Here is a 24922-nt window from a genome sequence, read left to right on the forward strand (position 1 = left end):
GCTGAAATTTTTTGACGCACCTCTTGAATCGAAAATCACCTGAAACCAGATCATTTTCGTCGGCAGCGCAAAAGCGGGCCGATGATCAGAGCGGAGACGCAGGTTTCCGACGCGTCTCCACCCATGTTGCTTTACGGAGGATATGGCTATGAGAAACGAATTCGACTTCGCCCCCCTTTATCGGTCCAGCATCGGCTTCGACCGTGTCTTCAATCTTCTGAACAATGCGCAGCGTCTGCAGGCGATCGATGCCTGGCCGCCCTATGACATCGTCAAGACGGGCGAAGACGACTATCGCATTCAGATGGCGGTTGCCGGTTTCGCGGAGGGCGACCTCGACATCACCCAGGAGCGGAACGTTCTCGTGGTGAAGGGGCAGAAGGCCGAAGCGAAAGACGGTGAATATCTGCATCGCGGTATCGCTGGTCGCACGTTTGAGCGCCGCTTTGAACTGGCCGATCACGTCAGGGTCGAGAATGCATCGTTGACCAATGGTATTCTTTCCATCGCGCTGAAGCGCGAAGTGCCTGAAGCGATGAAACCGCGCAAGATCGCCATCGGCGACGGCTCCTTTCAGCAGGCGCCTCTTCAGATCGAAGCCAAGCGTCAGGTGGCTTAAGGAGAGCTTCTTCATGAAGTCCCGGATAAAGCCGTTCATCGTGCAGATCAGGAAACGTCGCTCAAGCGGCGCAAAGGATGCAGCAAAGGCGCTGCTTTCGAAGCCGGCAGGCAAGCTGCCGACCGCAAGCGCCGTTTTGGAAGCACGCACCTGAAAAAGCCTGCGGATCAACTGGGGCCGGCGCGAAGTCGGCCCTTCTTATTGGGTCGGCTGAGGTGACGCTCAGCGATGATCAGCTTGTCTCCCGCGCGGCGCGTAGATTGGAGACGACGCGCCGGTTCTGCACCTTGCACGAGCGCTCCGTACAATCGCGGACTTCGCGGTCGTTGCCGTAACCCTTGGCCCACATGCGGCTGGGGTCCACGCCTCTCGAGGCGAGATAAGCCATCGCCGCATCCGCCCGCTTCTGCGACAGCGTCTGCATTGTCGAAAGGGAGCCGGAATCGTCGGCAAAGCCTTGCAGCTTGAGCAGCCAGTTCGGGTTTTTGTTGAGCCAGGCCGCTTGGTTGTCCAGTGTCGCCATGGCGACGGAATCGAGGGCCGCAGAATCCTCCTTGAAATAGATCCGCCGGCCCACATTGAGAATGAAATCCTCCTCGCTGCCCGCTGCGACATTCTCGAAACCGGGCGCGGGATCGTTGGTCTGGCCCGTCATCGGGGCGACGGCAGGTTCTTCCAGCGAGGCGACATCGGGAGCGGTGGTGCAGGCGGTGAGCGCCAAGAGCGTGGCCGCGGCCGCCAGCCGCCTCATATATGCTGTTGTAGCGGGCATCGGGGTCATCTTCCTCATTCGACCGGGGCTGCTTGGCCAAGCTGAGCGGTACTATCCGCCTGGTCGGCAATGTGCGGCAGAACCTGCACGGCCGTGCCGATGGGGCAGCGCTGATAGAGATCGACGGCGTCTTCGTTGAACATCCGGATACAGCCGCTGGAGGCGTCCTTGCCGATGCTCCATGGCTCCAGCGTGCCGTGGAAGCGATAGCCGGTATCGACGCCGTCACGATGCAGATACATGGCGCGAGGTCCGAGCGGATTTTTCGGTGAACCGCCATCGACGAATTCCGGCAGTTCGGGATGGCGCTTGCGCATCTCCGGCGGCGGCGTCCAGCGCGGCCAGAGCGATTTGGCGTCGATCGTGGCGCGACCGAACCATTTGAAGCCTTCGCGGCCGACGCCGACGCCGTAGCGAATGGCGGTCTTGTTCTCCATGATCACGTAGAGGAAATGGTGTCTGGTGTCGACGACAACGGTGCCGATCGGCTCGCTGCTGAAATATTTGACGACCTGACGGTGCCACCGCTTGTCGATTTTGGAGAAATTGGTGCTGCGATACGTTACGCCGTTATCGACGGCCGTGCCGTCAAAATAAGAAGATGCGGCGGCGAGCGCCGGTTTCCGAACAGCGCCGCTCCCAAGCAACGCCAATCCCCCAAGCACAATGTTCCTGCGGTTCCACATCATCGGCCACGTTCCCCCTGAAAGCCAACAAGCGAAGTGCCAGTAAACCAGATTTTTCATTTGCCTCAATAGAAAACTCCTGTCCTGATCAAGATCATCGAGGCGAGGGTCTCGGATATGTATCGCTCAGGCCGTTACTCCGCTTCGAGCATATTGTACCAATTCCTCACGGGATCACTGGAATGGAAAGAAGGGTGCGACCGGTCCTGATCCTTTTGTCGAACAGCGGCAGCAGCACCCGCGGTCGCGCATGGTGTCACTCGCAGCCCCGGCATTCCGACGATTGATCGGTTGTATCAAAAGAATTGTCTATCTCAGGCCGCATCCGTTGCATAGTTTTCATGAGACTCTCTTATCGGGGTCGTCCCAATTTGCCGGATTTCCTCATGCTGCCGATCATCAGTGCCAAGAACGTAAGCAAGACCTTTAGCCAGCGGGTTCCGCAGCCGGGCCTGGTCGGGGCGCTGCGCAACTTCATCGCGCCGGTGACGAAGCCTGTGCACGCCGTGGAGCAGATTTCCTTCACGATAGGGGCGGGGGAGGCAGTGGGCTATCTCGGGCCGAACGGCGCGGGCAAATCGACCATGATCAAGATGCTGACCGGCATCCTCATGCCCTCCTCCGGCGAGGTCAGCGTGCTCGGTCGCCGGCCTGTCGAGGATCGGATCGCCAATGCGCGCGAGATCGGTGTGGTCTTCGGGCAGCGTACCCAGTTGTGGTGGGACCTGCCTCTTGCCGAGAGCTTCGAGCTGCACCGCCGCATCTATCGGGTGCCGGATGCGTCCTTTCGCATCAACAGGGCCGAACTGGTCGAGATGATGCAGCTGTCCTCATTCATCGAGCGGCCGGTGCGTCAACTCAGCCTCGGCCAGCGCATGCGCGCCGAAATCGCCATGGCGCTCATGCATGAGCCTAAAATCCTGTTTCTCGACGAGCCGACCATCGGGCTCGACGTCGTTGCCAAGGACGTCGTCCGCAAGTTCCTTGCTCGCACGAATAGAGAACGCGGCACGACGATCATTCTGACCACGCACGACCTGCAGGATATCGAGGAAATCTGCCCGCGGCTGATCATGGTGGACGAAGGTCGGCTTCTGTTCGACGGTCCGCTGGCGGAGTTGCGCGTGACTTTCGGCGCGAGACGACGGTTGACGCTGGAGTTTGACGGCGAACCCGGCGCAGTCTCATTGGCAGGAGCCGAGCTGCTCGGCGGAGAGGGGGCGGTGCGCGAGTTTCTGTTGGCAGATGATGGTCGCTCCCTGATCGATCTGATGGGCGCGCTGACGGCCAGGGCCGCGCTTCGCGACGTTCGGCTGCACGAGCCCGGCATCGAGGAAGTGATCCGCACGCACTATCAGGCGAGGGGGTGAGATGCGGAGCTTTGTCGCTTTTGCGGTGGCCGCGGTCCGCCAGCAGACCGGCTATCGTGCCGAAATCCTCTCGATGATCCTGGGCGCCATCATCGAAGTCTTCGCCCGTATTTCGATATGGAAGGCCGTCTATAGCGACCAACATGCCGTGGCCGGCATCACGCTGCCGCAGATGATTGCCTATTCCATCATCGGGGCTACGTTGCTGTCGAACTGGGATGCTGCACTGGTCGTGCGGGAAATCGGCGCGGCGATCCGCACCGGCCAGATCGGCAACACGCTCATTCGGCCGGCAAGCTTTCCGCTGATGCTGTTTGCCGAAAATCTCGGGCCGCGGCTCTTCAACTTCGCCGTCGTCTGCACGCCGGTGATCATCCTATTCTCGCTTCTATATGGGCTTTTGCCGCCGGCGAGCTTCGCGCATGGCTTTCTTTTCATCGGCTATGTGGCCGTCTCCACGACGCTGCTTCTGTTGATCGCGATCCTGTTCGGTCTTCTGTCCTTCTGGGTCTTCGACGCGCATTCGCTGGAATGGTTCATGCGCGGATTCGGGGCGCTCCTGTCCGGCGGGCTCGTGCCGCTATGGTTCTTTCCGCCGGTGCTCGCCGAAACCGCCCACGTGCTGCCCTTCGCCTGGATCACCTATTATCCGATGGCCGTCTATCTCGGTCAGCTCGATCTCGTCTCGTCGCTCACATATCTGGTCATCGGGCTTTGCTGGGTCGGCGGCCTCGTCGGTCTGATCGCGGTGCTGTGGTCCCGCGCCTGCCGCCGGATTGTGGTGCAGGGAGGCTGATCATGCAGGAAACGCTGGCGCTCGCCTGGTATCTGATGCGGCTGCGTATGCGGACCCGGCTGCAATATCGGGTGGCACTCGCCCTTGCCTGGGTCTCGCAGGGTTTCGGTTACGCCGGCGCCTTCGCCTCGCTTTGGATCATCCTCACGCGATTTGGCGGCATGGGCGGGTGGCAGTGGCAAGACATGGCGCTGCTGCTGGGCTTTCACACGCTGGGTTATGCGCTCGGGGCGTGCTTCACCTTCGTGCAGCTGCGCCGAATGGACGAAATCGTCAGGGATGGCGAGTTCGATACGCTGCTGACCAGGCCGATGAATATATGGGCCTTTCTGTCGTTCTCCGGTTTCAACATCGAGTATGGCAGCCATGTCATCCTGGGTGTGGGCCTGATGGCTTGGGCTTTGCCCAAGGTGACGATCGACTGGGGCATGCTGACCATATTACAGCTGGCGGCCAGCCTTTTCAGTGCGGCGCTTCTGACCGGCTCGGTCATCACCTTGATCGGCGCGACCGCCCTGGTGCTGCGGCGCGCGCGTTATCTTTTCGGCATATATTTCGACTTTTGGGAACTCTCCCGCTATCCCATAACGATCTTTGCCGCACCGCTTCAATTTCTGCTGCTTTCCGGCTTGCCGTTTGCCTACATGGCCTATGTGCCGGTCGCCGCGTTGATCGGAAAGCCGGTTCCTTATCTCGGTCATGCCGCAGCCCCTGTGGCCGTCGCCGTCGGACCCGTTGCCGCCTTTATAGCCGCCTCCTTCTGGCGCTTCGGGATCCGGCGTTACCAGGGCGTCGGCGGCTGATAGGCCGCAGGGAAATGCGCTCTCAGATCTTGATGTTGCGTGCAACCTGGTCGGGAATGCCGGGAACCCGCAAATTATCGATTTAAAGATGAGAAAAATAATCATCTTATGTTGACAAGGCCCATTTCGCTACATAGGTTCCGCCCGCATCCGTGACGCAGGGACAGTGCAATGCCGCATGTTTTTTTGAATGTTTCTAAGGATCTACCAAAAATCTATAGAGATAGCCTCGCCGCGACGACAGCGATCCTGGTGATCAGTATTTCAGCATCGTCCGCTTTCGCTCAGAGCGCCACCACTGGCGACAGCGCCACGACGCTGGAACCGATCATCATTCAAGGTGCATCCTCTGATAGCAAGGCCGACCGAACGTCGGTGGCCGCCAAGAACAGCGCCGGCGCGACCAAGATCAGCACCCCGCTTGTCGAGACGCCGCGTTCGATCTCGGTCACCACCCAGAAAGAAATCGAGCAGCGCGGCGCGCAGACGGTCATCGAGGCGGTGCGCTATACGGCCGGCGTGACGACAGGCCCGAACGGTTTCGATCCGCGTTTCGACCAGATCTACATTCGCGGCTTCAACATCACGACGGTCGGCGACTTTCGCGACAGCTTGCGTCAGCCCTATATCAACTACGGCATGTTCCGCACCGATCCCTATCAGCTGCAGCGTGTCGAGGTGATCAAGGGACCGGTTTCCGTTCTCTACGGTGCGGGATCGCCGGGCGGTCTCGTCAACAAGATATCGAAGCTTCCGACCGAGGAGCCGATCCGGGAAGTCGGCATCACCTACGGCACCGAGGATCGATTGCAGGGGATGTTCGACTTCGGCGGGCCGATCAGCGAAGACAACGACGATTTCCTGTATCGCATCGTCGGCCTCGCCCGCCGCGGCGACACCAATTTCGATATTGCAGACGACCGCTACTTCCTGGCGCCGTCCTTCACCTGGAAACCGGACGAGGGCACGACCTTTACGGTTTACGGCCTGGCTCAGGCTGACGAAACCGACTCCAACGTCGGCGCGATTACGACCCTGGACGGTACGGTTCACGAACTCAGGGCGAGTGATCCCGACTACGACCACCAGAAGGTCAAGCAGCAGCAGATCGGCTATCAATTCGAGCATGAATTCGACAATGGCCTGACCTTCCGGCAGAACCTGCGTTATTCGCATCTCGATCTCAGGGCTCGCTACCTCGGCGTTACCGGTTGGACAGGGACCGTTGCACATCGTGGCACCAATGCGATCCGGGACGAGATGAACGTTTTCCAGCTCGACAACCAGCTCGAGGCGAAGTTTGATACCGGCCCGCTTGCTCACACGATGCTGTTCGGGCTGGACTATACCAATCTCAAATCGAGCTTTGGCTATGGCGCAGGAGCAGCCGATCCGGCATTCGACTTCGATATCGCCAACCCGACCTATGGAGTCTCGGGCGATACGCCTGACTATAGTATCTTGGCCTCCAAGGCCGACATGCGGCAGGTCGGCATTTATGCCCTTGACCAGATCGAGGCTGGAAACTGGCGCTTCAATCTCGGCGGCCGGCAAACATGGGTGAACCAAACGCGCGATGCGACACTGCCTTCGATCAGCTCGGAGGAAGTCGACAAGAACGCTTTCTCCTGGCAAGCCGGTGCACTCTATCTCTTCGACAACGGCATTGCTCCCTTCGTCTCCTATGCCACCTCATTCGATCCGGTGACCAACCGGTCGACCTCAGGCAAGATCCTGGCGCCGACAGAGGGTGAACAGTACGAGCTCGGTGTGAAGTACCAGCCGCCCGGCTCGGACATCCTCTTGTCGGCCGTTGCGTATCACATCGTCGAAAAGAACAAGCCGGTGCTGGTCGATCCGCTGACCTTTGCCTATGATTCGCTCGGTGAAGTGACCGGAAAGGGTATCGAACTTGAGGCCCGCGCGGCGGTAGCCGATGGCTGGGATCTTATCGCGGCCTACACTTACAATCATTCAGAAGTGACGGGAGGCGGTGAAAACGAGGGCAATACGCCTGCCCTAACCCCCTCGCATGTAGCAAGCCTCTGGGCCAACTATACGTTCCAAGAAACCAATCCCCTCCATGGTCTGTCAGTTGGCGCCGGTGTCCGCTATGTCAGCGAAAATTGGACGGATACGGCCAATACGTCGAAGAATCCTTCGAGCTTCTACATCGACGCCTCCGCCGCTTATGATTTCGGGGCGGTCGACAAGAAATACGAAGGCCTGACGGCGGCCTTTGCCATCCGCAACATTGCCGATGAACGCGACACCGTTTGCAATGAGGGCTTCTGCTATCTCGGCCAGGGCCGCAACATGACCGGCACCCTGAAGTATCGGTGGTAGCACCATGGCGGCAGAGATGAACGGGGCGGCCTCACACCCTTCGATCGCCGATCGCCCTGTCGCCCACCAGGCCATCGACCTCGACGGCCTGGTGGGCGATGGCCCATTCGCCTATTGCCGCGGCAAGCTGCTCGCTTCTCCGCCGCCGGCTGGTTTGGTGGTTTCCTGCAGGGATCTTGGCGACCCCGACGTCCTTAACGGGATCATCGCCCGCTATGCCGAAAAATTTCCGGGCAGCGACCGGCGTGCGATCGTCTCCATGTGGACGCTCTATTATTTCAGCATGCTGACGATCGCTCCGAGCGTCCATATGTTCGTCAACCGCGTCGCGCTGCCGCTGGAGATGGACCGGCTGTCGCTGGTCTGCAATAGTGAGACAGGCGAGCCGGAAGCCTTCGTGATGTCCGATCGGCCTGAGCTTGCCACCGATCCGGCTGCCGAGCTTCACCGGCTGATGCTTGGCCATGCCGAACCGGTTATTGCGGCGATCGCTGCCAATGCCGGCGTCGCGCCGAAGCTGCTCTGGAACAATGCCGCGGCCTATCTCTGCTGGATATTGAAAGAGATCGCTCACCGTCACGAGCCCAGCCTCGTCGAAGGCGGTCTGGCGCTGCTGAATGATGCCGAGTGGCCGGGGGGCGGGCGCAATCCGATGTTCGGCATGATCCGCATGGCGCGCCAGCAATGCGGGCTGGAGTTCGCCCGCCGCAAGGTCTGCTGCCTGCGCTACAATCTGCCGGGCGTCGGCGGCTGCGGCGAAGCCTGCCCGCTGCCGGACGGGCGGCATTGAGGCCGCTTCCGTTTAGGCGGCGGCGTTTGATATGGACTTTGCCTGCTCGGCATATCGTGACGGCGGCAATCCGACAAAGCGCGTGAATGCCGTGCTGAACGCGCTTGCGGAGCCATAGCCGACGCGCTCGGCGATCTCCTGAATTCCGATATCTTCCTGCCTCAGCAGATTTTTGGCGAGCGCCATGCGCCACCATATCAAATATTCCATTGGCGCCGGCCCCACAGTGCGGCGGAAGCGATTGAAGAACGCCGACCGCGAAAGCGCCGCCTCGCCGGCTAGCTGCTCCACCGTCCATTCCCTGGCTGGATTTTCGTGCAGCCGACGGATGGCCGGAGCGAGACGTGTATCGCTCAGGCCCCGCAGGATGCCGAGCGGCGCCTTCTCCCCGACATTCGAGCGCAGCGCCTCGACAAGCAAGACTTCCAACAGCCGCGCCAGGATCATGTTCTTTCCCGGCCGCTCGGCGCGGGCTTCGTCGGTGACGAGCTGAACGATCGCCGACAGTCTGCTATCGCCGCGGATATGGATGATCCGCGGCAGCAGGGAAACCAGCAAGGCCGCATCAGGCGAGCCGAAGGCGAAATGGCCGACCAGCAATCGTGCGTTCGGCGCCCCTTCGGGATCGCCATGACGGGTTTCTTCAGGAAGCATGGTGACGGTGAGGGGATCGATGCCGGACGATAATCCGTCGTCGAGGCTCGACATTGTGAAGGCATGGGCCGCCGGGATCAGGATGAAGTCGCCTTCGTGCAGCGTGATCTGCTCGTCCTCCGCGCTCAGCCGCGAGGAACCCTCCAGGACGACGCAGTAGAAGGGCTGGCCCGTCTCCTGGCGCTCAACGCGCCACGTCCCTGCGCCGCTGACGAGCTTTGAATGGCGCGCCGCTGGCTGCAGCAGCGTGACCATTTCAGCCAAAGGGTCGCTCATCGATACTCCTGATAATGAAACGAGGACGATGCATGATAGTCAGTACTGCGATCGCCGTCTACGTCTGTTGCTGTCAGCATGAATAGGAGACAGACATGAAGACCGTTCTTGTTACAGGATGCTCGTCGGGATTCGGGCTAGAAATTGCCAGGTTCTTTCTCGCGCAGGGCTGGAAGGTGATCGCCACCATGCGAACACCTCGCCAAGACCTTCTGCCGCCTTCGGACCAACTCAAGATCATTGCGCTCGATGTCACGAGCCCTGAAAGCATCCGCGGTGCGGTTGACGCGGCAGGTCCTGTGGATGTGCTGGTAAACAATGCCGGCATCGGTTGGCTCAACGCGGTTGAGGGAACGTCGATGGAGACCGCCCGCGAAATCTTCGAGACGAACACGCTCGGAACGATCGCAATGACGCAGGCGGTTCTGCCGCAGATGCGGGAGCGGCAGGAAGGCGTTATCATCAACGTTACGTCGAGAGTGACGCTCAAGCCGCTTCCGCTCCTCTCGGTCTATACGGCCAGCAAAGCCGCGGTGAACGCCTTTACCGAATCTGTCGCGCTTGAGCTCGAGCCGTTCAATGTGCGTGTGAGGATCGTGCTTCCGGGGCGCGCGCCGGAGACGCGGTTCGGCGATACGGCGCGCGCACGGATTCAACAACAGGGCGGCTTCCCAGAAGCCTATTCGTCGGTCGTCGCAGAGGTGTTCGCGTCGTGGGAGCAGCAACCGGAGACCGCCCTGACACAGCCGGTCGACGTCGTCGAGGCGGTATGGCGCGCTGCGACCGATCCTTCCTCTCCATTGCGCATCCCTGCAGGGGCCGACGCCGAAGCATTGGCGGGATGAAGACAGCTTCTCAAGGCCGCCGGCGCAGAACGAAAAGCAGCATCGGCGCTCCGACAAGGGCCGAGATCAAGCCGGCCGGCACCTGATAGGGGAAGGCGATCATGCGGCCGGCCCAGTCGGCAATGACGAGTAAGGTCGCGCCGACGAGGGCGGCGGCGAGCAGTTGGATGGAGGGGCGGCGAAGGCCAAGCCCATGGGCAAGGTGAGGCGCCATCAGCCCGACGAAGCTCAAAGGGCCGACGACAAGCGTCGCTGCTGCTGTCATGATCGCCGAGAGCCCGAACAGGACCCCTCGCGCCGGTGCGATCCTGAGGCCGAGTTCGCTCGCCGTCTCCGAGCCGAGCTGCAGCAGGGCAAGCCAGCGACCGGCGAGAAAGGCTGCGACGAGACAGGCAAGCGCAATCAGCATGGCGCTTGCCGCAACGCTGTTGTCGACGAAATAGGTCGAGCCCGACATCCAGCGGATCAGCGCCAGGCCGCGCGGATCGCCGCTTGCCGCCAGCACGCCGATCCCGGCATCGAGGATCGCGCCAACGGCGATGCCGGCGAGCAGCACACGGTTCGGGCCGAAGTCCGATCGGGCGCTCAGGAGGAAGATCAGCAGCAGCACGCCAAGCGCGCCGCCACCGGCAAAGGCAAGCTGGACGGTCAGGCCCGGTGCGGCGAAGGCGAACATGGCGGCTGCGACACCGAGCGTTGCACCGGCCGAAACGCCGAGCACCTCGGGACTTGCCATTTCGTTTCCGGTCAAACGCTGCAGGATCAGCCCGGTCACGCCGAGCACGGTTCCGGCGCCGAAGGCGGCGGCGACGCGCGGCAGGCGAAGGGGAAGGATCTCATCCCATACGGCGGCCGGCAGCCAGGTCCAGATCCCGTCGGGCGCGCGGCCGAAGAAGATCGCGGCCATCGCCAATGCTGCGACCGCGACAAGCAGCAGGCCAAGGGACGATGTTCGGCTATCGGTCGCATCCATTGCCGGGGCCATGCCGGACAGCGCGCGAGTGGCGTTGCCGAGGCGTGGCAGAAGCGCAATCAGGATCGGTCCGCCGAGCAATGCGGTCACCGCTCCGGTCGGCACGAAATCGCCGGGAGCAAGGAGTTTGATCGCCTCATCCGTCAGAAGGAGAAGGCCGGCACCGGCAATGGGCGACCAGATCAATTGGCTGACGACGCGCCGTGCGCCGGCCAGTCGTACGATCTGCGGCGCGACCAGCCCGATGAAGCCGATGACGCCGACGGCGCTGGTGACGAGGGCGCTGAGCGCAATCGCGATCGCCAGGATGAAACCGCGCGACCAGTTGATCCGCAGACCGAGGCTCGTCGCGCCGGCATCGCCGAGCTGGCTCAGCGCCAGCGGCCTCGCTGCGAGAAAGGCAAGGCCGGCGAGCAGGGCGACCTTGGGCAGCAGCGATACGGGAATCGCCCAGCTTTGCTGTGAAAGCGATCCGGCGCCCCAGATGAAGATCCCGGAGAGATATTGATCGTTCAACAGAACGAGAATGGCCGCCGCCGCCCCGCACCATAGGCCGATTATCATGCCCGCCAGGATAAGGGAAAAGGGCGAAAATCCGTGCCGGGCACTGATCGAGAAGATGACGACGACGGCAGCAGCACTTCCGGCAAGAGCGACCGCGTCGCGGCCCCCTCCCGTCAGCGATGGAAAGGCGAGCATGACAGACACCAGCGCCAGATTGGCGCCGGCCGAGACGCCGAGCGTCGTCGGCGAAGCCAGCGGATTGCGCAGCACCTGCTGCAGGATCGTGCCCGACAGCGCGAGGGCCGCGCCGGCGATCAGGGCCGTCGCCATGCGCGGAAGCGTCGAATAGAGAAGGAGAAGGTGCTGCGCGTCGTATCCTTCGGCCTCCTCCAGATGCGGCAGCGCCGGGAGCAGGTCGAGCAAAGCCAGGGCCAGACCCGAAAACAGCAGCAGAGTCGCGAGTGCGGGCGCGCCGAAGCCGGAAATTTGCACTTTCATCGGGCGGCAGTCTCCAGAACATCGACCATCAAAGTCGAAAAGCGCAGCGCTTCCTGGACCATTCCAAACATCAGCACGCCTGGAACGACCGAGATCCGCTGCCGCCGGACGAAGGGAAGGCTGGTCCAGAGCGGGCTGTCGGAAAGCCGGGTTAGGACATCGGGCGGAAACAGCGGCGATACTACGACGAGGTGGGTTTCCTCATTGAGTTCAGCCAGCTGTTCCAGGCCGATTGTTTGAAATCCCCAGTAGCTGGCCTCGCCCTTCCAGGCATTCTCGAGGCCGATGCGTCTCATCGCGCCGCCGTAAAGCCCGGGGCCGCCATAGATGCGCGCATGCCTCTGGTCCATGAAGTTGATGACGGCGATGGGAGGCGCGGACAGGCTCGTCACCCGCTCTCGTAGCCGGCGGAACGTGGCATCGGCGCGGGACAGAAATGCGTTGGCTTGCCTCTGTCGCCCGATCATCGCCCCGAGACGCAGCGTTTCGGCGTAAGAGCGGTCAAGCGCCTCGCCGTTCTCGGCATAGACGGTGAAGATCTCCACAGGCGCGATCCGGGCCAGTTTTTCCTCCAGCGCCGCAAGGAAGGGCGTGCTGAGGATCAGCGACGGCCGAATGCTGGTCAGGACTTCAAGATTGATCTCGGACGTGGTGCCGATATCCACGACTCCTGGTGGCATGGCCGGCTCGACAACCCATTCCGACCAGTTCCGCAGTGAGGCGATCGCACGCGGCACGCCGCCGAGCGCCAGCATCGTCGATGCCAATCCATAATCGAGCGAAACGATGCCGCCTTCGCCAGCGCGCGCGATAGCGGGTGCAGCCGCCATTGCCAGCGTGCTTAAAAAAAAGTCCCGTCGTCTCAAAGTGCGGTCTCGCTCGGCCGTTGCCCGACGAGCGGCTTGACCATGAACAGGCACGGATGATCCTCATGCCAGAGCCTGGGAAAGACCTCCGCCCGGACGAAGCCGGTCCGGTCATAAAAGCGCCGCGTCGCCTCGAATTGCGGCTCGTCACGGCCGCGCGGCGCGAGCGTCTTGACCGTCAGCAGCCGGGCGCCGGAATCATGGGCGAAACGTTCGGCCGCGTCGACGAGATGGCGCCCGGCACCGCGACCGTGATATTCGGGCCGGGTCGCGATCAGCGCAATCTCGACGGCATCAGGCAGGTGCGGTCTCAGGGCGATCAAGGCGGTGACGACATCCGCTTCGACATAGCCGAACACCGGCAGATCTTCGACCGCCTCGGCGCTCGCCTCGATGACTTCGGGTTCCGAAAACCAGTCGGGCAGGGCCCCCATGATCGATCGGCAGAGCTCCGCCTTGCCAGTCAGGATCTCGATTGTTCTTCCCATCAGTTCTCGCTTTCAGCCCTTCGATTTAAACTTGACTCTTGTTATCATCTTAAAATAGACACTGCAATCACATCGTGCACTCCCGCTTGAAAAAGGAGCGCCAATGCCGAACCGACCAGTAAGACAGAGCCTGATTTTCCATTTGTAAAAGGGTGCAGGACAATGCGAGCATCGCATCGTGATGTGAACGGCAATGCGGTTGTCGACGCAATGATCGAAAACAAGGACAAGCTCCTGAAAACGATCGAAAGCGTCATTAAATCAAAGTCATACTCCGAAGATATATTTCAAGACGGAGTCATCAAGGCTTACGGGGTCAATGTCGACGGCATTCGTTGCCCGATCGGCTACGCATTTCGGATGGTTTATAATCTCGCGCTGGATGAGAGCCGCCGGCGGCGCCACCAGTCGAACAACCATAGGTCGATGGACCAGATTCAGGAGATCACCGCTCCAATTCCCACGGTGCTCGATCAGCTGGTCGCAGCCGAGACCCTGCGCGACGTGCTTGCCGCGCTCGAGGCGCTGCCGAAGCGAACCAATGACGCCTTCATTCGCCACCGGCTGAACGGCGTGCCGCAGAAGGATATCGCGGCCGAGTTCGGTGTCTCCAGGACGCTCGTCAATTTCATGATCAAGGCGGCGGAGCAGCATTGCCATCTGGCGGTCACCGAGCCCGTCCACCCCGATCACGAGCGCCCACGGGACGTTACCGCTTCGCGGCGTGTAGCGCCTGCTGCAAGTCGTTCCACAGCAATCCCGGTTCTTCCAGTCCAACAGCGAAACGGATCGTCTGCTCGCTCACGCCGAACCGGATGAAGGTGGTTATCCGGTCGGGGATCTGCAGCGCGACCTTGGCTGGAACCACCAGCGTCTCCGGCCCTCCCCAGCTGACGCCGAGACGGATCTCGCGAAGCGCGTTGACGAAGCGCGCGACATCGATGTCAGGCGTCAGATCGAAAGCGAAGAGCCCGGCATAACCCGACAGCGTCGCCCGCCCGGGGTGATCCTGAAATGCCGGGTGGCGGACGCGGGCGATGGCGGCATGCTGCTTCAGCCGATCGGCGAGCAGAAGCCCGCTGCGCTCGTGCTCCTTGAGACGGACGCGCAGCGTGCGCATGCCGCGCAGCAGCAGCCAGGCCTCGAAGGGCGATAGCTTGGCGCCAACATAGGGGTAGGAGGTCGAGTTGATCCGGGCGATCGCCTCGTTCGAGCCGACGACGACGCCGGCGACCGTATCGCTATGGCCGCCGAGATATTTCGAGGCGGCGTGAATGACGATATCGACGCCATGCTGGATCGGCTTCTGGAAGAGCGGCGTCGCCCAGGAATTGTCGATGACTGTGGTAACGCCGGCCTCCTTCGCCATGGCCGACAGGGCTACGATGTCCTGAAGCTCGAAGACGAAGGAGGAGGGATTTTCGAGATAGAGCAGCCTGGCGCCCGGTAGTGCCTTGCGCACCTCGTCATGATCGGAGGGATCGACGAAATCCACGGTGACGCCGAGCCGGCCGAGCAGCTTCACCAGCAGGCGGTAGACGTCATTATAGAGGTGTCGGACGGCAACGACCCGGTCACCCGCTTCCACCAGGCTGAGAATAGTCGCGGTAATGGCGGCCGTTCCGCTGGAGAAGGCGCGTCCGTCTTCGGCGCCCTCGAGGCGGGCGACCAGAAGCTCGAATTCGCGGACGGTCGGATTGTCGCCGCGCGAATAGATGAAGTTGCGCGTCCGGCCGGCAAAGACATCCTCCATCGCCTCGTAGCTGTCATAGGTGAAGAGCGAGGTCTGGAAGATCGGTGGCGACACGGCGTTGAAGGCGGCCGGATCGACGGGCGTGAACAGATCGCCGGCGGCCGCATGGCCGCCAAGGTCGCTGGGGCTGAACGACTGGTTCATGATAATCCTCTCATGGACAAAAGCTGGGATAGCGACGGAGACTGGTTAGATCGCCGGCCGAACGCTGCCGGAGCGCGCTGAGTGATCTCGTCAGACAGACGCATGACAGCAGGCCGGTCAGTGCCGAGGCCAGGAACATGGCTGCGAGCAGGCCCGAAAAACCGAAGAAGGGCGGCAGGAGCGCAAGCAGCGGAAAGAGAAGATATCCGTTCTGCGCCAGGCCGATGATGACAGCGGCTTTCGGCCTCCGCTGCGCCTGGAACAGGATCAGCACCGTTTGCCTGACGCCGAACAGCAGGAAGGGAAGATGGGTTGCGACAACCGCCTGGCCGGCGATCGAAACCACCGAAGCTTCGTCGGTGAAGAACGAGGCAAGGCGCTCGGAAAAGACGATCGCTGCCAGCCCGTAGACGCCGCCGACCGCGCTCGTGACCACGGAAAGCATGCGGGCTGCCGCCAGCACCCGCGATATATCTCCGCGCCCCCAGGCAAAGCTCAGGATGGACTGGGCCCCGAGCGAAATGCCGATGACCGGGAGTGCGCCGACCGCAAGCAGCCGCAAGGCGATCCCGACGCCGGCGATGCCGTGTTCACCGTGATAGGTGCCGGCGATCGACAGCATCGCGGCAATCGCGCCCGCCGTTGCGAGGCTCGTCAGCGTCGTCGGCGAGCCCACGGCAAGGACCGGCCTGAGATGTCTGATGTCGGCGACCCGCCAGCCGAGCGTCAGCCGGATCGTCCCAAGCCGCCTTGCGTGATAGGCGCCGTAGATTGAGAGCGCCACGAGCTGAGACAGGATGGTTGCCATCGCCACGCCCTGCAGGCCGAGACCGAAGCCGAAGATCATGATCGGGTCGAGGATGATGTTCAACGCAAAGCAGGCGACCAGCGTCCACATGCTGAAGCGGGCATTGCCCTCGGCAATCGCCAGGAAATCGAGAATGATCTGCGCCATCGTCAACGGGATCGAGACCGCGATGATGAGGAGATAATGCTGCGCAAGCGGTTGGATGGCCGGTGTCGCGCCGAACAGCAGGAAAGATGGAAAGGCAACGATGGCGGCTGCACTTGCCGCGCCGAAGGCGACGCCGGCGGCAAGGCTGATCGAGGCAAGGGAGCCGGCTCTCGATCGATTGCCGGCGCCGAGCGCCCGCCCGACCTCGGTGGCCACACCAACGCCGATGCCTTCGCCGAAGGCGGCGACCAGCATGAGGATGGGCAGCACGATCATGATCGCGGCTATCTGGTCTTCGCCGATCATGCCGACGAAGACCATGTTGATCGTGTGATGCGCGGCGTTGATCGACAGGCCGAACATGGCGGGCAGGCCGAGCCTTAGCAGCAGCCGGAAAAGCTGCGGGCTGGCAAGATCATCCGGTGCAAGCCGCTGTTTCCGCAGGCTGCCGCTCATTTCGCTCATGTCGTTCATGATGCAGGCACCCAGAGATGATCGCCGAAGAAGCGCTCGCGGGTCAGCATCACCAGAAGCGCCCGCTTGTGCGGAAAATCGAAATGCTTGACCTTGGCGAAGCCCGAGCGGTCGAGATTGCGGATCTGCTGCTCGTGGCTGGCGCGCGGCTCGCCGACGATGCGTTGCGTGCGGGGGTCGTCGAGGAAAATGAAATGCATCAGCGAAGGAAGCCAGGCGCTGATCCATTTCTTGCCGCGGTAATCGGGCTCGCCGATCGCGACATGCCAGCCGCGATCGTAATCGTCGGCGTCGTAGAAGGGGCCGAGCCGGTTCTCCTTGGCCCAATAGACTTCGAAATAGCCGAAGGGGATGTCCGCGAAACTGCCGATCAGCGGCAGCACATGCGGATCGGCGATCCTCTCTTCCAGGATCTCCCGGTGCTTGTCGATCGAGCCCGCATCCTCCCAGATCGTGTGGACCTGCTCGTCGTTCATCCAGCGATGGAATGCCGCTAGATCGGTCTCGGGATCGGCCACCCTGAAGCTGATGTCGCGCTCCAGCCACGGGATGAAGCGCTGGTAGACCGTGCCCTTCGGCTTTGCCGGCCGGCGCGGATGATAGCGGCCCGCGGTCATCTGCTGCACCGGCGGCAGGGGATAGGAAAGCTGCGGCAGCCACAGCGAGGGCCATTGCCAGAGGATCGCGGAATCGAGCCGTCCATCGGTGCCTGAAATGTGTCGGGGAAGGCTAGCCTGATGGCCTTCGAAGACGACCGATTTTATCGAGCGGTCTTGCGCCGTCACCGCTTCGGCGGCGGCCATGAGAAGCTCCGCCGATTGCACGGGATTTCCCTCGTAGAAGGTGAGCGAACCGATGCCGGCTTCGACTTCGAGGGCGACTTCGTGGTTCCCGTGCACCGTGTTGAGATGGACGATATTGGGGGCAAGCCTGACATAGCTGCGCGCCTGCAGAGCCCGCCTTTGCTTGGCGGCGTCGAAATCCATGATGTTCTCCTTGATCGGCAGGGCTTTTGATGCTGCGAGCATGAAGCCTGCTCCTGCGGCGATTTGGTAGAATGACGATCCATCCGTTGGCGGATTTAGGGGTAAACGAAGAAAAAAATTCTCCGCAATTTTCTAAACTCCAGCAGGCGGGATCCGTCATTTGCGCATGACGTCAATCTCTGCAGGAGCTTCCAATGGACAATCTTGAACCCCGCGACGATTTCTGGATCGTCGTCATCGACGCCGAGCATCACTACTCGGTCTGGCCGCAAGACAAGCGCATTCCGGTGAGCTGGCGGGCTGCGGGTTTTGCCGGTTCGCGCCAGGAGTGCCTCGCCCATATCCGTGAAATCTGGACCGATCCTCGCCCGCTCTCCCTGCGCTCGGCCATGTCTGCCGATGCGCGTCTCTGAAACCGTCTGGATGGCAAGATGAACAAGCAGATCACCAATTTCGCCGATGCCCGCCCGACCGACGCTGTGGATGCCGTCTTCGAGAGTTTTCCGCTGACGATCGCGCAGAAGCGCATCTGGTCGCTAGAGCAGATCGGAAACTACACGGTCTTCCCCGATCAGGTCATCGGGCTGCGCTTGGGCGCCACGACCGGCGTCGAGACGATCGCCGGCGCCTGCCACGCGCTCCTGGCTGAGAACCCGTCGCTTTCCACTCGTTTCCGCCGGCTGGCGGGCGGCCGCATCGAGCAATATCGCGGCGCGTCGAACGCGGTGCCGATGGAGATCCTCGGCAAGGAAGGAGCCGCTCTTTCCGAGGCTGAAGCCTTGGCAGCGCGGAAAGCCTTTCGCGACAGGCGCTTTGATCTCCTGGAAGGGCCGGGGGCGCGCATCCACATCATCCTGCTGCCCGACGGGCAGTCGCTGCTGACGATCGTGCTGCATCCGATCATCTGCGACGACCGCGAAAAATCCCTTCTTGCCGCTTCGCTGGCGCGCATTCTCGATGGCGAACCGGCCGGCGACGTGCAGCCGGCGGAAATATCGGCGGGAATTCGGGAGAAAGAATGGCTGGAGACGGATGCAGCGCGGGAGGCGCTGGCCTATTGGCGCGACACGATCGGTCTCGACTATGCCGCCTCGACTTTTGCCACCCGCTTCAACAGCGGCGGGCTGGCAGGCGTGGCGCGCGCCGAGCATCGGTTTGCGATCGAGCCGGAGCTCTGGAACAAGCTCGAACGGCATGCGGACGAAAAGGGATTTCAAGTCGACCGTGTGCTTCACGCCGCCTTCTGCGCGCTGCTGGCGCGCTACAGCGGCAACTATGCTTTGCTGACCGGTCTGCTGGTCGCGCGGCCCCGCACGGAACATTTCGCCAGCCGCGGTCGCGCCGAACAGGTGCTTCCGCTCGTCCTGCCACTCGCCTCCCGACATTCCCTCGACGACGTCGTCGCCGTGATCTCGTCGGTAACGGAGGAGGGGCTTCGCCGGCTCGTGCCGCTGGAGCGCATCACCCAGGAACTGGTCGTCGACGAGGCGGCCGCACAGGAAGCCGTGGTCAGGGCGCTGTTCGAATTCCGCGAGCCCTATCCGGTCGCGAGAGATGCGACGAACCTGGAACCACCAGGTGCGCGCGCCGACAGCGAGCTTTCCCTGGTGATCGAGGCGCGTTCGGACGGCAGCGCATCCGGGCTGATCGACTATGCTCAGGATCTCTATGACGGCTCTCTGATCGCCCGTGTCGCAAGGCATTTCGGCCTGGTGCTAGAGCAGATCGTCGCGCAGCCGGGCCTCAGGATCAAGGATATCGAACTCGTCGGCGGCGACGAACTCGACTGGTTGTCGGCGCCTTACGAGGACGACGTTATCAACGACGACCGGCCGGTCCACGAACTGATATCCGCCCATTCGCGCCGGACGCCTGAGAAGACGGCGATCGTCTATGGCGACGAAGAGTGGAGCCATGGCTGGCTGGAGGCGAGCACCAACCGCCTCGGGCATCGGCTGCGGCAGCTCGGTGTTCGCGCCGAAGTGACGGTTGCTAACTTCATCAAGCGTTCGCCGGAAGCGATCGTCGGCATCCTCGCCACGCTGAAGGCGGGCGGTGCCTATATCCCCGTCGAGCCGGATCATCCGCCGGTGCGCAACCATCACATCCTGCGCGACGGCGGGGTGAAGATCGTCCTCACCCACAGCTGGCTGCGCCACCGCCTGCCGGTGGGGCTCGATGCCACCATCCTCGAACTCGACAAGATCGATCTCGACGGCGAGCCGGAAACGCCGCTCTATGTGCCCATCCACAAGGATCAGCTCGCCTATGTCATGTACACCTCGGGTTCGACGGGATTGCCGAAAGGTGTGGCCGTCGAGCACGGCCCACTGACGCATCACCTGCAGAATACCTCGCGCGTCTACGGCATGAGCTCGGAATCCCGCGAGCTGCCCTTCCTGCCCTTCAGCTCGGACGGGGGCCATGAGCGCTGGATGAACCCGCTGATGGAAGGCGGCAGCATCATTCTTCCCGACCAGCCGCTCTGGACTCCGGAGGAGACGCTGACGGCGATGCGCAAGCATGGCGCCAACAATGCCAGCATCCCGACTACCTATCTGCAGCAGCTGGCGGAATGGGCTGACATTGCCGACGGCGCCCCGCCGATGCGGCTCTATTCCTTTGGCGGCGAGGGGCTGGCGCAATCGACCTTCGACCTCTTGTCGCGGGCGCTGAAATCGGAGTGGCTGATCAACGGCTATGGTCCTACAGAAACGATCATGACGCCGATGGTCTGGAAGGTGAGGGCCGGAACGAAGTTCCAGGGCGTCTATGCGCCGCTCGGCCGCGCCGTCGGCCTCAGACGCGTCTATGTGCTCGACCCCGACCTCAACCTGTGCCCGATCGGCGTGACCGGCGAGCTCTATATCGGCGGCGAGGGCATCGCCCGAGGCTATCTCGGCAAGCCGGATACGACGGCCGACCGCTTCATTCCCGACCCCTTCTCCAAGGAAGGCGGCCGGCTCTATCGCTCCGGCGACCTGACGCGCTGGCGCGAGGACGGAACCGTCGAATTCGTCGGCCGCGTCGATCATCAGGTGAAGCTGCGCGGTTATCGCATCGAACTCGGCGAGATCGAAGCCGCACTCCTCCAGCAGCCCGGCGTCGGCGAAGCCCTGGTCGTGCTGCGCGATGACGATGCCGGCGGCGAAAAGATGCTGGTCGCTTATGTCGTGCCGAAGAAAGACGAGAGACTTGACGTCGAGACAGTCCGTTCCGGCCTCGAGCGCAGCCTGCCATCCTATATGGTGCCGGCCGCCGTCATCGAGCTCGAGAAGATGCCGACCAATCCGAACAGCAAGCTCGATCGCTTCGCGCTGCCGGCGCCCCAGCCGGTCAAACGCGCCATCATCGAGCCGGCGAGTGCGCTCGAAGAAGAAGTGCTGGATGTCTGGCGCCAGGTTCTCAAGCTGGATGCGATCAGCGTCGAGGATAACTTCTTTGCCATCGGCGGCAATTCGCTGGGCGCGATCCGCATCCTTTCGCTGCTGCGGCAGCGCCGGCCGAAGGTGCCGTTGACCGTAGCCGATATCTTCAACAACCCGACCATTCGCGCCTTCGCCGGCGTGATGGAGCAGGGCGAGGAGCGCGATCTTTCCGAGGTGATCGTGCTGCGCGCCTCCGGCGCCAAGCCGCGGCTCTACTGCTTCCCGGGGCTTCTGGTCAGCACCCGCGAATATGTGAAGCTCGTCGATTATCTCGGCGCCGACCAGCCGGCGACCGGCTTTATTTGCCATTCGCTATCGGAAAAGAAGGAAGTCGGCGCGCCGATCGAAAAGATCATCGAGCGTTATGTCGATGACATCAGGACGCAAAGTAGAGGCGCGTCCTGCTATTTCCTCGGCTGGTCCTGGGGCGGGCTTCTGGCCTACGAGGCTGCCCGCACCCTCGGCAATGAGGTCGATGTCAGGATGCTGGCGATGGTCGATGTGTGCGATGTCGGCTCGGAATTCGCGATCGGAGCCAAGCCGCGCTTCCGTCCCGGCGAGCGCGACGCACTTCATCGCGACGTGCAGGCATGGCTGCAGAAAACGGCGATGCGCTCCGAGTGGGATCGGCTGCTTTCAACGATGGACGCGGATACTTACGAGCAGTTCCTGCGCTTCGTCGGCAACGAGAAGGATCCGCTTCCCACAGACGGGCCCGATATCAGCAGCCGCGAGCATACGTTCTGGGTGCTGATCGACAACGCCCTGATCTTTCGCAAGCATCGGCTCGTTCCCCATGACGTGCCGATCTATCCCTGGGCGGCCGACGACAGCCTCAACCGTGGCCTGAACCTGATCGATTGGCGCTGCCTGTCGCCGCGGGCGCGTGCGGCCGAAATCATCACCGGCACCAACCATCTCCATATGATCGGCTCGCCCGCCTTTCATTCAAGGCTTGCCCTGCGTCTCAAGGAAACAGAGAAGGATAACGCATGACCGTCGCTTTTTCCCGTAGGGATGCTCTGAATGAGCCGCTCGATCTTGCCGGCATCGGCATCGGTCCTTCCAATCTGAGCCTTGCCTGCCTGCTGGAATCGGTGCCCGAAGTGCGCAGCCGTTTCTTCGAGCGGCGAGCTTCGTTCGACTGGCATCCCGGCATGATGATGCCCGGCGTCGAGCTGCAGTCGTCCTTCCTGAAGGACCTCGTCACCCCGGTCCTGCCGACGAGCCCCTGGTCCTTCATCTCCTATCTCGTCGCCCATAAGCGGCTCTACGCCTTCCTGAACGCCAATTACGAAGCCGTCCCCCGGCAGGAATTCGCGCGCTATCTCGCCTGGGTCGCCAATGGCGTCGACGGCTTGCGTTACGGAACGGACATTCGCGATGTCGAACACCGCGACGACCGCTTCGTCCTGCGCTTCGACAAGGGCCAAGAGGAAGCACGCAACCTGGTAATCGGCACCGGGTCTTCGCCCTTCGTGCCCGACTGGGCTAAACCCTTCCTCGGTGCGGATTGCTTCCACAACAGCGAGGCCAAAGCGCGCCTCGGCGATCTCAACGCCGCCCGCGTCGTCGTGGTCGGCGGCGGTCAGAGCGGCGGCGAAGTCGTCGAGGCGCTGCTTGGAAATCCCAGTTCGATGACGGAACTGATTTGGATCAGCCGACGCCACAATTTCGAGCCGATCAACGACACGCCGTTTTCGAACCAGGTCTTCTCGCCGGAATATGTGCAAGCCTATCTGAAGCTCAGCGGCGAGCAGAAGCAGGCGGCGCTGAAGAACTCGATCCTGACCAGCGACGGCCTGTCGATTTCGACGATCCACTCGATTTACCGCCGCCTTTACGCGCTGCGTTACCTCGATCAGAGCACGCTCAATGCGTCCCTGTCGCCGAACCGCGACGTGATCCAGATGGAGCGGAACGGCAAAGCCTATCGGCTGATCGTCCGGAATCATTTCGACGGCGGGATAGAGGTGCTGCACGCCGATGCGGTGGTGCTTGCGACCGGCTACAGGTTCCGTCTGCCGGATCCGCTCGGATCACTCAGCGAAAGGATCAGCCTCGACAGAAGCGGCTATCCGACCCTGAACGACGACTACACGATGCAGTGGACAGGTCCGAGGACCAACCGGCTGTTCGCGCAGAATGCCGGTCGATATTCGCACGGCATCGCCGACTCGCAGCTCAGCCTCGTGGCGTGGCGCAGTGCCAAGATCGTCAACACGCTTCTCGGCCGGCAGTATTTCGATGCCGAACCCGCCAATGCGCAGCTGGTCTGGGCGACGGAGGCCACTTCCGCCATGCCGCATCAGCTCCGGGCCGGCTATTCGGACGGCATGCTGTCGTCCTGAAACGTGAGGACACGAATGTCGGGCTCGCCGGATTGTGAGCGGACGGCCAGCGCGACGATGTGCTGGGTGCCGCTCTCGATCAGGCGGTGACGCCATTGCCGGTCTGGTTCTCGACTCTGAAGCAGGACGGGGATGCCGTCCTGCCAGGAAAAGGCGACGCTGCGGGGGTCCTGGCGCAGGCCCACCCCGAGCGCCTTGAGATGGCTCTCCTTGAGCGTCCAAAGGGCGACGGCCGCACGCGGCCGTTCGCCCGCGGGCAGTTGATCGAGCCAATGCCGTTCGTCCAGACTGCAATAATTCTTCAACGCCGCCGCTTCGATTTCGGCGTCGGCGCGTTCGCAGTCGATCCCGACGCGCTCGCATTCTGACGTGACGGCGACGGCCACCATCCCGTCGGCATTGGAAAGGCTGAACTGCAGCCCGTCGCGACCCTCAACCCTCAGCTTGCCGTGGGCATCCGCCTGCAACAGGACCTTGTCAGGCTGCGTTTCGGTATGCGCGCTCAGCACCTGCCGCAGCAGATAGCGGCCGGCGATGAACGAGGTCCGGTCGCGTTCGAACCGATAGGTCGCGGCGCGCTCCCGCTCATTCGATGAAAGCGACCCCATCCAGCGCTTCTCGTCGCTCTCGTTCTGAGGATATTTCCAGAGCACGACATCGATGGCGGGCGGTTGATTACCTGATCGCTGCATGAGGCCAGTATGCGCAACGCGGCCCGATTGGCAATCGCCGCCGGATCTATTCCGCGGCTTCGATGAAGCGGTGGCGTTCGTAGAGGAACTTCAGCACGGCCTCGCGGCATTTGAGATATGTCCTGTTGGAGGCGAGCTCGATGCGGTTGCGGGGGCGGGGCATGGCGACATCGAGCACTTCGCCGATGCGGGCTGCCGGACCATTGGTCATCATCACAATGCGGTCGGAGAGCAGCACGGCTTCATCGACATCATGGGTGATCATCACCATCGTGTTGCCAAGCCGGGCATGGATTTCCATCACCGCGTCCTGAAGATGAGCGCGTGTCAGCGCATCGAGAGCACCGAAAGGTTCATCGAGGAGCAGGATCTTCGGCTCCATGGCAAGCGCGCGGGCAATGCCGACGCGCTGCTTCATGCCTCCCGATATTTCCGCGGGCCGCTTGTCTTTGGCATGCGCCATCTGCACGAGGTCGAGGTTGACCATCACCCAGTCGTGCCGTTCGGCCTTGGTCTTTGTTCGGCTGAAGACCTTGGAGACGGCGAGATTGACGTTCTCATAGACCGTCAGCCAGGGCAGGAGCGAATGGTTCTGAAACACGACGGCGCGTTCCGGACCCGGTTCGTTGACTTCGCGATTTTCCAGGAGCACGGCACCTGAGGAAACCGGGGTCAGGCCCGCGATGAGATTGAGCAGAGTGGACTTGCCGCAGCCGGAATGGCCGATGATCGAGACGAATTCGCCCTCGGATATCATCAGGTTGATGTCCTTAAGGACTTCGGCGCGCACGCCGCCGCGATCGAAATGCTTGTCGATATGATCGAGCTTGAGATAGGCGTTCATCAGGATGGT

General features: G+C 62.2%; 23 protein-coding genes. 12 read left to right on the forward strand and 11 right to left on the reverse strand.

What is annotated here, in order from left to right:
• Positions 1-148: 148 nt before the first annotated feature.
• Together J2J99_RS23310 and J2J99_RS23315 are read left to right on the forward strand one after the other, a co-directional pair.
• Positions 149-619, forward strand: a complete 471-nt coding sequence (locus J2J99_RS23310; protein ID WP_168300369.1) for an Hsp20 family protein — start codon at positions 149-151, stop codon at positions 617-619.
• Positions 620-632: 13 nt separating this feature from the next.
• Positions 633-773 carry a hypothetical protein gene (locus tag J2J99_RS23315; protein WP_168300370.1) on the forward strand — a complete coding sequence of 47 codons (141 nt, stop codon included), beginning with the start codon at positions 633-635 and terminating at the stop codon, positions 771-773.
• A 78-nt stretch (positions 774-851) separates the two neighbouring features.
• Here J2J99_RS23315 and J2J99_RS23320 read toward each other — a convergent pair whose 3' ends face one another.
• Both J2J99_RS23320 and J2J99_RS23325 read right to left on the reverse strand, forming a co-directional pair.
• A complete protein-coding gene (locus J2J99_RS23320; protein ID WP_168300371.1) occupies positions 852-1391 on the reverse strand; it encodes an OmpA family protein in 540 nt (179 codons plus the stop codon).
• A 14-nt stretch (positions 1392-1405) separates the two neighbouring features.
• Positions 1406-2080: a L,D-transpeptidase gene (locus J2J99_RS23325; protein WP_168300372.1), complete on the reverse strand. Its 675-nt coding sequence runs from the start codon at positions 2078-2080 to the stop codon at positions 1406-1408.
• A 383-nt stretch (positions 2081-2463) separates the two neighbouring features.
• Between J2J99_RS23325 and J2J99_RS23330 the strand changes: the two genes are divergently transcribed.
• The 5 genes from J2J99_RS23330 (at position 2464) to fhuF (ending at position 8182) form a co-directional block, all read left to right on the forward strand.
• Complete coding sequence (locus J2J99_RS23330) at positions 2464-3447, forward strand: ABC transporter ATP-binding protein (RefSeq protein WP_168300373.1); 984 nt, start codon at positions 2464-2466, stop codon at positions 3445-3447.
• Position 3448: 1 nt separating this feature from the next.
• Positions 3449-4243, forward strand: a complete 795-nt coding sequence (locus J2J99_RS23335; RefSeq protein ID WP_168300374.1) for an ABC transporter permease — start codon at positions 3449-3451, stop codon at positions 4241-4243.
• 2 nt (positions 4244-4245) lie between these two features.
• On the forward strand, positions 4246-5046 hold the full coding sequence (locus J2J99_RS23340; protein WP_168300375.1) for an ABC transporter permease: 801 nt from the start codon (positions 4246-4248) through the stop codon (positions 5044-5046).
• A gap of 171 nt (positions 5047-5217) precedes the next feature.
• A complete protein-coding gene (locus J2J99_RS23345; RefSeq protein ID WP_168300376.1) occupies positions 5218-7392 on the forward strand; it encodes a TonB-dependent siderophore receptor in 2175 nt (724 codons plus the stop codon).
• Between the two features lie 4 nt (positions 7393-7396).
• Entirely contained in the window at positions 7397-8182 is a 786-nt protein-coding gene (fhuF, locus tag J2J99_RS23350; protein WP_168300377.1) for a siderophore-iron reductase FhuF, read from the forward strand.
• Positions 8183-8194: 12 nt separating this feature from the next.
• Here fhuF and J2J99_RS23355 read toward each other — a convergent pair whose 3' ends face one another.
• The gene (locus tag J2J99_RS23355) at positions 8195-9112 is read right to left on the reverse strand and encodes an AraC family transcriptional regulator (RefSeq protein WP_168300378.1); all 918 of its coding nucleotides are present in this window, start codon (positions 9110-9112) and stop codon (positions 8195-8197) included.
• 95 nt (positions 9113-9207) lie between these two features.
• On the opposite strand from J2J99_RS23355, the gene J2J99_RS23360 reads away from it, so the two are divergent.
• Complete coding sequence (locus J2J99_RS23360; RefSeq protein ID WP_168300379.1) at positions 9208-9957, forward strand: SDR family oxidoreductase; 750 nt, start codon at positions 9208-9210, stop codon at positions 9955-9957.
• Positions 9958-9967: 10 nt separating this feature from the next.
• On the opposite strand, the gene fhuB is transcribed toward J2J99_RS23360, so the two are convergent.
• Genes fhuB through J2J99_RS23375 form a run of 3 tightly spaced genes read right to left on the reverse strand, consistent with a single transcriptional unit; the run spans position 9968 to position 13286 of the window.
• Positions 9968-11932 (reverse strand): Fe(3+)-hydroxamate ABC transporter permease FhuB, encoded by a 1965-nt coding sequence (gene fhuB, locus J2J99_RS23365; protein WP_168300380.1) that lies wholly within the window; start codon positions 11930-11932, stop codon positions 9968-9970.
• Positions 11929-12762, reverse strand: a complete 834-nt coding sequence (locus J2J99_RS23370) for an iron-siderophore ABC transporter substrate-binding protein (protein ID WP_168300381.1) — start codon at positions 12760-12762, stop codon at positions 11929-11931. Before J2J99_RS23370 ends, fhuB begins: the two co-directional genes overlap by 4 nt.
• 32 nt (positions 12763-12794) lie before the next feature.
• A complete protein-coding gene (locus J2J99_RS23375; protein ID WP_168300382.1) occupies positions 12795-13286 on the reverse strand; it encodes a GNAT family N-acetyltransferase in 492 nt (163 codons plus the stop codon).
• Between the two features lie 162 nt (positions 13287-13448).
• Between J2J99_RS23375 and J2J99_RS23380 the strand changes: the two genes are divergently transcribed.
• Positions 13449-14105 (forward strand): sigma-70 family RNA polymerase sigma factor, encoded by a 657-nt coding sequence (locus J2J99_RS23380; protein ID WP_168300383.1) that lies wholly within the window; start codon positions 13449-13451, stop codon positions 14103-14105.
• On the opposite strand, the gene J2J99_RS23385 is transcribed toward J2J99_RS23380, so the two are convergent.
• The 3 genes from J2J99_RS23385 to J2J99_RS23395 are packed head-to-tail and all read right to left on the reverse strand — an operon-like array spanning position 13996 to position 17598.
• Positions 13996-15183 (reverse strand): PLP-dependent transferase, encoded by a 1188-nt coding sequence (locus J2J99_RS23385; RefSeq protein ID WP_168300384.1) that lies wholly within the window; start codon positions 15181-15183, stop codon positions 13996-13998. The genes J2J99_RS23380 and J2J99_RS23385 overlap by 110 nt on opposite strands.
• Positions 15184-15193: 10 nt before the next feature.
• Positions 15194-16612: an MATE family efflux transporter gene (locus tag J2J99_RS23390; protein WP_168300385.1), complete on the reverse strand. Its 1419-nt coding sequence runs from the start codon at positions 16610-16612 to the stop codon at positions 15194-15196.
• Positions 16609-17598: a GNAT family N-acetyltransferase gene (locus J2J99_RS23395; RefSeq protein ID WP_205919077.1), complete on the reverse strand. Its 990-nt coding sequence runs from the start codon at positions 17596-17598 to the stop codon at positions 16609-16611. The genes J2J99_RS23390 and J2J99_RS23395 overlap by 4 nt, the downstream gene beginning before the upstream one ends.
• Positions 17599-17792: 194 nt before the next feature.
• On the opposite strand from J2J99_RS23395, the gene J2J99_RS23400 reads away from it, so the two are divergent.
• The 3 genes from J2J99_RS23400 to J2J99_RS23410 are packed head-to-tail and all read left to right on the forward strand — an operon-like array spanning position 17793 to position 23377.
• Complete coding sequence (locus tag J2J99_RS23400; protein WP_168300387.1) at positions 17793-18011, forward strand: MbtH family protein; 219 nt, start codon at positions 17793-17795, stop codon at positions 18009-18011.
• Positions 18012-18029: 18 nt separating this feature from the next.
• Positions 18030-22022 carry a non-ribosomal peptide synthetase gene (locus tag J2J99_RS23405; RefSeq protein WP_168300388.1) on the forward strand — a complete coding sequence of 1331 codons (3993 nt, stop codon included), beginning with the start codon at positions 18030-18032 and terminating at the stop codon, positions 22020-22022.
• Positions 22019-23377 carry a lysine N(6)-hydroxylase/L-ornithine N(5)-oxygenase family protein gene (locus J2J99_RS23410; protein ID WP_168300389.1) on the forward strand — a complete coding sequence of 453 codons (1359 nt, stop codon included), beginning with the start codon at positions 22019-22021 and terminating at the stop codon, positions 23375-23377. Before J2J99_RS23405 ends, J2J99_RS23410 begins: the two co-directional genes overlap by 4 nt.
• Here J2J99_RS23410 and J2J99_RS23415 read toward each other — a convergent pair.
• Positions 23350-24069 carry a 4'-phosphopantetheinyl transferase family protein gene (locus J2J99_RS23415; RefSeq protein ID WP_168300390.1) on the reverse strand — a complete coding sequence of 240 codons (720 nt, stop codon included), beginning with the start codon at positions 24067-24069 and terminating at the stop codon, positions 23350-23352. The genes J2J99_RS23410 and J2J99_RS23415 overlap by 28 nt on opposite strands.
• A gap of 46 nt (positions 24070-24115) precedes the next feature.
• Entirely contained in the window at positions 24116-24913 is a 798-nt protein-coding gene (locus J2J99_RS23420; protein WP_168300391.1) for an ABC transporter ATP-binding protein, read from the reverse strand.
• Between the last annotated feature and the right edge of the window lie 9 nt (positions 24914-24922).

This window comes from Rhizobium binae (assembly GCF_017357225.1).
Lineage (GTDB): Bacteria > Pseudomonadota > Alphaproteobacteria > Rhizobiales > Rhizobiaceae > Rhizobium > Rhizobium binae.

Coding starts and splice junctions, on each gene's coding strand:
- J2J99_RS23320 (WP_168300371.1), bottom strand. CDS start 1,391: ATGCCCGCTACAACAGCATATATGAGGCGGCTGGCGGCCGCGGCCACG.
- J2J99_RS23345 (WP_168300376.1), top strand. CDS start 5,218: ATGCCGCATGTTTTTTTGAATGTTTCTAAGGATCTACCAAAAATCTAT.
- J2J99_RS23380 (WP_168300383.1), top strand. CDS start 13,449: ATGCGAGCATCGCATCGTGATGTGAACGGCAATGCGGTTGTCGACGCA.
- J2J99_RS23340 (WP_168300375.1), top strand. CDS start 4,246: ATGCAGGAAACGCTGGCGCTCGCCTGGTATCTGATGCGGCTGCGTATG.
- J2J99_RS23335 (WP_168300374.1), top strand. CDS start 3,449: ATGCGGAGCTTTGTCGCTTTTGCGGTGGCCGCGGTCCGCCAGCAGACC.
- fhuF (WP_168300377.1), top strand. CDS start 7,397: ATGGCGGCAGAGATGAACGGGGCGGCCTCACACCCTTCGATCGCCGAT.
- J2J99_RS23405 (WP_168300388.1), top strand. CDS start 18,030: ATGAACAAGCAGATCACCAATTTCGCCGATGCCCGCCCGACCGACGCT.
- J2J99_RS23330 (WP_168300373.1), top strand. CDS start 2,464: ATGCTGCCGATCATCAGTGCCAAGAACGTAAGCAAGACCTTTAGCCAG.
- J2J99_RS23360 (WP_168300379.1), top strand. CDS start 9,208: ATGAAGACCGTTCTTGTTACAGGATGCTCGTCGGGATTCGGGCTAGAA.
- J2J99_RS23400 (WP_168300387.1), top strand. CDS start 17,793: ATGGACAATCTTGAACCCCGCGACGATTTCTGGATCGTCGTCATCGAC.
- J2J99_RS23390 (WP_168300385.1), bottom strand. CDS start 16,612: ATGAACGACATGAGCGAAATGAGCGGCAGCCTGCGGAAACAGCGGCTT.
- J2J99_RS23420 (WP_168300391.1), bottom strand. CDS start 24,913: ATGAACGCCTATCTCAAGCTCGATCATATCGACAAGCATTTCGATCGC.
- J2J99_RS23375 (WP_168300382.1), bottom strand. CDS start 13,286: ATGGGAAGAACAATCGAGATCCTGACTGGCAAGGCGGAGCTCTGCCGA.
- J2J99_RS23395 (WP_205919077.1), bottom strand. CDS start 17,598: ATGGATTTCGACGCCGCCAAGCAAAGGCGGGCTCTGCAGGCGCGCAGC.
- J2J99_RS23410 (WP_168300389.1), top strand. CDS start 22,019: ATGACCGTCGCTTTTTCCCGTAGGGATGCTCTGAATGAGCCGCTCGAT.
- J2J99_RS23415 (WP_168300390.1), bottom strand. CDS start 24,069: ATGCAGCGATCAGGTAATCAACCGCCCGCCATCGATGTCGTGCTCTGG.
- J2J99_RS23325 (WP_168300372.1), bottom strand. CDS start 2,080: ATGATGTGGAACCGCAGGAACATTGTGCTTGGGGGATTGGCGTTGCTT.
- fhuB (WP_168300380.1), bottom strand. CDS start 11,932: ATGAAAGTGCAAATTTCCGGCTTCGGCGCGCCCGCACTCGCGACTCTG.
- J2J99_RS23355 (WP_168300378.1), bottom strand. CDS start 9,112: ATGAGCGACCCTTTGGCTGAAATGGTCACGCTGCTGCAGCCAGCGGCG.
- J2J99_RS23315 (WP_168300370.1), top strand. CDS start 633: ATGAAGTCCCGGATAAAGCCGTTCATCGTGCAGATCAGGAAACGTCGC.
- J2J99_RS23370 (WP_168300381.1), bottom strand. CDS start 12,762: ATGGCGGCTGCACCCGCTATCGCGCGCGCTGGCGAAGGCGGCATCGTT.
- J2J99_RS23385 (WP_168300384.1), bottom strand. CDS start 15,183: ATGAACCAGTCGTTCAGCCCCAGCGACCTTGGCGGCCATGCGGCCGCC.
- J2J99_RS23310 (WP_168300369.1), top strand. CDS start 149: ATGAGAAACGAATTCGACTTCGCCCCCCTTTATCGGTCCAGCATCGGC.